The 255-nt window shown below is 61.6% G+C and carries 1 protein-coding gene; it reads right to left on the bottom strand.

The genetic code is table 11. The features are described from left to right. Window positions 1–255: GGDEF domain-containing protein (locus tag SB679_RS25280; protein ID WP_410705085.1), on the bottom strand; the 255-nt coding region annotated here is incomplete at both ends.

The raw sequence follows: 255 nt of genomic DNA, 5'->3' as shown, positions 1-255 counted from the left end.
TAACGGCCTTGAAGTTGTCCAAGTCCGCGAGGACCACCGCCGCACCGGACTCGTTGGAGCGCAATCGCTTCAATTCCGAGTTGGCCAGTTCAAGGAACGCTCCGCGGTTCAACAACCCCGTCAGGTGGTCCCGCGTGGCGCGCTCCAGAAGCCCCTTGATGAGTTGATCGCTGCTGAGGGCCGTCATGCTGAACGACACCGTCACTAACAGCACCATGGAGACCAGCCCCGAGGGAGCGGGGCCAAAGAAGGTCT

The organism is Chryseobacterium sp. SIMBA_029 (assembly GCF_046535275.1).
GTDB lineage: Bacteria > Bacteroidota > Bacteroidia > Flavobacteriales > Weeksellaceae > Chryseobacterium.
Note: the sequence above shows the minus strand (reverse complement) of the source record. Positions and strands in the feature narration are given on the sequence as shown.